This window comes from Streptomyces sp. NPDC002690, assembly GCF_053592415.1.
The window spans coordinates 1-5,909 of the sequence record NZ_JBSFVR010000427.1 but is presented as its reverse complement, the minus strand read 5'-3'; the positions used below and the strand labels follow the sequence as shown (position 1 = coordinate 5,909).

The 5,909-nt window shown below is 69.7% G+C and carries 4 protein-coding genes; 2 read left to right on the top strand and 2 right to left on the bottom strand.

Features of this window, described 5'->3' with window-relative positions; all coding sequences use genetic code 11:
- Positions 1-42: 42 nt before the first annotated feature.
- Entirely contained in the window at positions 43-1,173 is a 1,131-nt protein-coding gene (locus tag ACWD3D_RS32425) for an endo-1,4-beta-xylanase (RefSeq protein WP_451464308.1), read from the bottom strand.
- 840 nt (positions 1,174-2,013) lie between these two features.
- On the opposite strand from ACWD3D_RS32425, the gene ACWD3D_RS32420 reads away from it, so the two are divergent.
- The gene (locus ACWD3D_RS32420) at positions 2,014-3,567 is read left to right on the top strand and encodes an exopolysaccharide biosynthesis polyprenyl glycosylphosphotransferase (protein ID WP_451464307.1); all 1,554 of its coding nucleotides are present in this window, start codon (positions 2,014-2,016) and stop codon (positions 3,565-3,567) included.
- 121 nt (positions 3,568-3,688) lie between these two features.
- On the opposite strand, the gene ACWD3D_RS32415 is transcribed toward ACWD3D_RS32420, so the two are convergent.
- Positions 3,689-4,672, bottom strand: coding sequence for a GDP-L-fucose synthase family protein (locus tag ACWD3D_RS32415; RefSeq protein ID WP_451464306.1), 984 nt, complete (start codon positions 4,670-4,672; stop codon positions 3,689-3,691).
- 116 nt (positions 4,673-4,788) lie between these two features.
- On the opposite strand from ACWD3D_RS32415, the gene gmd reads away from it, so the two are divergent.
- Positions 4,789-5,802, top strand: a complete 1,014-nt coding sequence (gmd, locus tag ACWD3D_RS32410) for a GDP-mannose 4,6-dehydratase (protein ID WP_451464305.1) — start codon at positions 4,789-4,791, stop codon at positions 5,800-5,802.
- Positions 5,803-5,909 lie beyond the last annotated feature (107 nt).

Sequence of the window (5,909 nt, the reverse complement as noted above, 5' to 3'; positions counted from 1 at the left end):
CCGCGACCGTCACCGCCTCCGACGCATCCTCCTCCAGCCAGCTCACCAGCGTCCCGGCCTGCGCCGCCAACGCCTCACGGGTACGACCCGATCATGACCGTCCACCTCGGCGCGGAGGCCGTCGGCGAGCGCCGTGTACGCGGGCTTGCGCACGTAGTTCTCGTCCATGATGTTCGCGGCACCCTGGCCGGAGAACGTGCCCGGCACCCAGGAGTACTTGTCACTGAAGCCCCAGACCGTGAAGGACTTGCAGCCCTTGACGGCGACGCAGGCGTCGAGCAGCCTGCGGTAGTCCTGGGCCTGGCGGGCCAGCTTGGTGTCGTCGGCCGGCAGCGTCATCCGCACGTCGATCTCGGTGAAGGCGGTCTGCAGACCGAGGGCGTCGAAGCGGGCGAGGTTGTCACCGACGTCCCCCGGGAAGCCGTACTGGATGTCCAAGTGACCCTGGATACCCAGTCCCTGGACCGGTACGCCCTGCGCGCGGAGCTTCTTGGCCAGGTCGTAGTAGGCGGTGGACTTGGCGTTGACGCCCTCGACGTTGTAGTCGTTCATGAAGAGCTTCGCCTTGGGGTCGGCCGCGTGGGCCCACTTGAAGGCGTCGGCGATGTAGGACGGCCCGAGCTTCTGCAGCCACAGGGAGTCCCGGTAGGTGCCGTCCTCGTTGAAGACCTCGTTGACGACGTCCCACTGGTAGATCTCGCCCTTGAAGTGGCGGACCTCGTCGGTGATGTGCTTGCGCAGGATGCCCCGGAGCTCGTTCGCGTCGATCGAGCCGTCCGAGACGCCCGAAGTGAGCCAGGCCGGGAGCTGGTTGTGCCAGACCAGCGTGTGACCGCGCACCTCCTGCCCGTTCTTCTTGGCGAACTTGACCAACCGGTCGGCCTGCGACCAGTCGTAGGCGCCGCGGACGGGCTCCACGACCTCCCACTTCATGACGTTCTCGGCGGTCACCGAGCTGAACTCGGAGGCCACGTCCGCCCGGTAGGGCGCGTCGGCCGCCAACGCGCTCGTGTCGACGGCCGTCCCGATGAGCAGGTCCGGACGCTCGGCGAGGGTACGCAGCGTCGCCTCGTGCCCGGCGTGACGGGCGGGGGCCGCCTGGGCGGCGGTGCCGAGGGTCAGCGCGGCCACGGCACCCGTGGCGACGGCGAGGGCGAGTCGTCTGGACAGCATGGTGCAACTCCTCATAAGGGTGGGACTGGGGTGCGTCGCACCGACCAGAGCTCTGGTCCGCCTCTCGCTCTTCCGAAACTCTCTCGGAAAAAGACAGGTGGCACTCCGCCCCTTCGCCCGTTCGAGCGAGAGAGCGATGGCCTGGGCTTACCTGACGATTCAGGCACATAACACTCCTGCGAGTGCCGCCCTGAGCCGTTCGTCGGCGCTGAGACAGATCCTGCGGCATGAATTGCCGCCGAAACAATGGCGCGTCACAAACGAAACATTTTCGTTCGAGATATCCGCATCGAACATGCGGGATTCGACGACTCCACGCCCCGGAATCCGGACACCCCTACGCGCACGCCGAGGACGCCCGCACCGATTCCCCGCACCGCCCCGTACAGCGCCGCACGCCCCGGCAAGCCGTGCCGACGCGACGCCCCGGCGAGCCGCACCGGCCGGCGGACCGGGCCGCACCCCGGCCACCCACCACGGATCACCGAATCAAACCTCATGTGATGTGCCTAACTTCCCCGCAGCCAGGCGCACTTGCCATGCCGCAATGCATAACTTCCCGCATGGACAGGCGAGTTCAATTCGTCCACGTTGCGCCCGGTCGGTCCTCCTGCCGGGTCACCTCTCCTTGCACACCTGCCCCAACAAGGCTCAACAGAAGCGGAGATGACGAATGAACCTGGATCGCGGCGGAAGCCGCCGATGTGTCTGAACTTCACGTGAACCCCAGCGAAATGGCACGTGTGTGGATATCGTGCACACCGAGCGACGGCGCATCCGCCGGTCCCCGGGACCGACGGATGCGCCGCGTTCGGGGATGCAACTGTGACTGGGGGGTTCATGGGGCATGTCGAAACACCCGACTCCGACATATCCGGACCCGTGGGACTGCGGCGTCTTCCACGCCCGCGTTCCACGGCACCCCGGAACCGCACGACGGCCCTCGAACAGCTCTGGAGGGCCCCTACAGCACAGCGCGACCTGACCGACCACCTACCGCCCGGCCGACGGAAGGCCCACTGGGGAACGCCTGTCGCGGTCCTGACCGAGACCGCGGGCATGGCCGTTCCCGCCTGGGCCGTCCTGTCCTCGCGGGGGCAGCCTGCGGCCCTGCCCACCGCGGTCGTCGCGGCCCTCGTCTGGGCCGGGGTACGGGCCGTGCGCGGGCGCTGGACGACAGCATCGCCGAGAAGCACGAGCGGAACGGCGGAAGTCCTCGGGGACTGGCTGGTCTTCGTCGGCCTGCTCGCCGTCGCCTGGGCCGTCACCGGCGACGCCGTCGATCCGACGGTCGCCCTGGTGGCCGCCGCGCCCGGCGGCGCGGTGACGGCCGCGGTGGTCTCGGCGGTCCGGCGGCGAGCCCGATCCACGCACCGCCGTCCGGCCCAGCGGGTCCTCGTCGTCGGCGAGGCGTCCGGCGTGGACACCGTGGCCGACGCCCTCGGCTCCCGCGCGCGGCGTGAGGGTTACGCCGTCGTCGCGGCCGTCCCCGTGGGGGCGGCGGAGCCGGATCTCCAGGTGCCCCTGACCGGGCGGCTCGGGGCCGACGGCACGGACGACGACGTCTCCACCGTGCTCGCCGGGGCGTACGCGTACGACGCGGACCTGGTCCTCGTCGCACCCGGCCCACTGCTCTGCGGAGACCGGCTGCGCCGGCTCGGCTGGGGGCTGCACGACGGGGGCCTCGCGCTGTGCGTGCTCTCCGCGCTGACCGGGGTGACCACCGCCCGGGTGCGGCCCGCCACGGTCGCCGGGATGACCCTGCTGCACGTCGCCCCGCCCCTGCGGCGGGGCCCGCAGGCGGCGCTGAAGGCGGTGCTGGACCGGTCCGGCGCGCTGGCCGGGCTGGCACTGCTGGCGCCGCTGCTGCTGGCAGTGGCGCTGGGCGTACGGCTCTCCTCGCGGGGCCCCGTCTTCCACCGGCAGATCCGGCACGGACAACACGACCGGCCGTTCACCATGTGGAAGTTCCGGACGATGGTGGTGGACGCCGAGTCCCGGAAGGCGGAACTCACCACCGCCAACGAGGGGGCGGGACCGTTGTTCAAGATGCGCCGCGACCCCCGGGTGACCGGGATCGGCAGGGCTCTGCGGCGCACCTCGATCGACGAACTCCCGCAACTCCTCAACGTGTTGCGAGGTGACATGTCCCTGGTAGGTCCTCGTCCTCCGCTTCCCGAGGAGGCGGCGGAGTACGACGACCGTGAGCGCAGACGCCTCGCGGTGAAACCGGGGCTGACCGGCCTCTGGCAGGTCAGCGGCCGGTCCGACCTCTCCTGGGAGGAATCGGTTTCGCTGGATCTCTGGTACGTCGACAACTGGTCGGTCTCCACCGACATGAACCTGCTGGCCCGTACGGTGCGTGCCGTCACCGACGGCCGTGGCGCCTACTGAGGGCGGGATGGAGACGATGCGAGCACTCCGGGCGCCCCGCGCACGGCGGGACACCGGGTCGCCCGGGCCGTCCGGGCGACCCGGGCTGTCCGGGCGACCCGGGCTGTCCGGCATGCCCGGCTCACTCCTGGGCGGAGTCCCGGTCGCGCCACCAGGCGTAGGTCCCGGCGATCCCGTCCCTGAGCGAGATCTTGGGCGCGAAGCCGAGAGCCGTCAGGCGCTCCACGTCCAGCAGCTTGCGCGGGGTGCCGTCCGGCTTCGAGGCGTCCCAGTCGATCCGCCCCTGATACCCCGTCACATCTTTTACGGTTTCAGCGAGTTCGCGAATGGTCAAGTCGTCCCCGCAGCCGACGTTGACCGGCTCGTCGCCGTCGTAGGAGGTCAGCAGCAGGGTGCAGGCCGCGGCCAGGTCGTCGACGTGCAGAAACTCCCGGCGAGGGGTGCCGGAACCCCACAGGGTGACGGAGGGTGCTCCGTCACGCTTCGCCTCGTGGAAGCGGCGGACGAGCGCGGGCAGGACGTGCGAGGTGGCCAGGTCGAAGTTGTCCCCGGGGCCGTAGAGATTGGTCGGCATGGCGCTGATGTACGAGGCTCCGTACTGCCGGCGGTACGACTGGATCTGCACGATTCCGGCGATCTTGGCCAGCGCGTACGCCTCATTGGTCGGCTCCAGGGGGCCGGTGAGCAGCGCGTTCTCACTGATCGGCTGGGGAGCGTGCTTGGGGTAGATGCAGGAGGAGCCGAGGAAGAGGAGCCTGGCCGTGCCGGCCGCGTGGGCGCCGGCGATCACGCTCAGCTGGATGCGGAGGTTGTCCTCCAGGAACTGCACCGGCCAGGTGCTGTTCGCCATGATCCCGCCCACCTTGGCGGCGGCCAGGACGACGGCGTCCGGCCGGACGTCCCTCAGATACGCCTCGGTCCGCGCACCGTCGCGCAGGTCGAGGAGGTCGCGGCCTCGGGTGAGTACCTCGTAGCCGTCCGCGGCCAGGCGGCGGACCACCGCCGAACCGACCAGTCCGCGGTGACCCGCCACGAAGACGCGTGCGCCGGGGGGAAGTAGAGAGCGATCGGATTCCTGGGAAGCGCCGGGGAGATCAGTCGTCATGGCTCGGATTGTGCCAGCGGTCCGGCGACACTGCGGCCCTTTCGTAGCAAACCGCTCACCTTATGCAATTCCGGTGCAACACACCGCCGTTCAGGCGACCACAGAAGGGGGGAGTCATGGCCAAGACCGCACTCATCACCGGCGTGACGGGGCAGGACGGCTCATACCTGTCCGAGCTGCTGCTCGACAAGGGGTACACGGTCCACGGGCTCATACGCCGTTCGTCGAGCTTCAACACCGAGCGGATAGACCACATTTACCAGGGCCCGGAGGAGGCGGAGCGTTCCTTCGTGCTGCACCACGCGGATCTCGCGGACGGTGTGGCTCTGGTGAACCTGCTGCGCCAGATCCAGCCCGACGAGGTCTACAACCTCGGGGCCCAGTCGCACGTCCGGGTCTCCTTCGACGCGCCGCTCTACACCGGTGACGTCACCGGCCTCGGCTCGATCAGGCTGCTGGAGGCGATCCGCGCCAGCGGCATCGACACCCGCGTATACCAGGCGTCGTCCTCCGAGATGTTCGGCTCCACCCCTCCCCCGCAGAACGAGGCGACTCCGTTCCATCCGCGCAGCCCGTACAGCGTGGCCAAGTTGTACGCATACTGGGCCACGGTCAACTACCGTGAGGCGTATGGGATGTTCGCGGTGAACGGCATCCTCTTCAACCACGAGTCCCCGCGTCGGGGCGAGACCTTCGTGACCCGCAAGATCACCCGGGGCGTGGCCCGCATCAAGGCGGGGCTCCAGGACCGGCTGCACCTGGGGAATCTGGACGCGGTCCGCGACTGGGGGTACGCCCCCGAGTACGTGGACGCGATGTGGCGGATGCTCCAGCGCGACACCCCCGACGACTACGTGGTGGCGACCGGCGAGGGGGTCAGCGTCCGGCAGTTCCTGGAGCACTCCTTCGCCCATGCCGGTCTGGACTGGCGCGAGCACGTGCGGTACGACCCGAAGTACGAACGCCCCAGCGAGGTGGACGCGTTGATCGGTGACGCCTCGAAGGCGGAGGAGTTGCTCGGCTGGAAGCCGGAGGTGCGGTCGATGGAACTGGCGCGCATCATGGTCGACGCGGACGTCCGGCTGCTGGAGGCACAGCTCAGCGGCGCGGCCGTACGGGTGGACCGATGAGCGCGGGACGGGTGAGCGCGGGACGGGTGAGCGCGGGACGGGTGAGCGCGGGACGGGTGAGCGCGGGACGGGTGAGCGCGGGACGGGTGAGCGCGGGACGGGTGAGC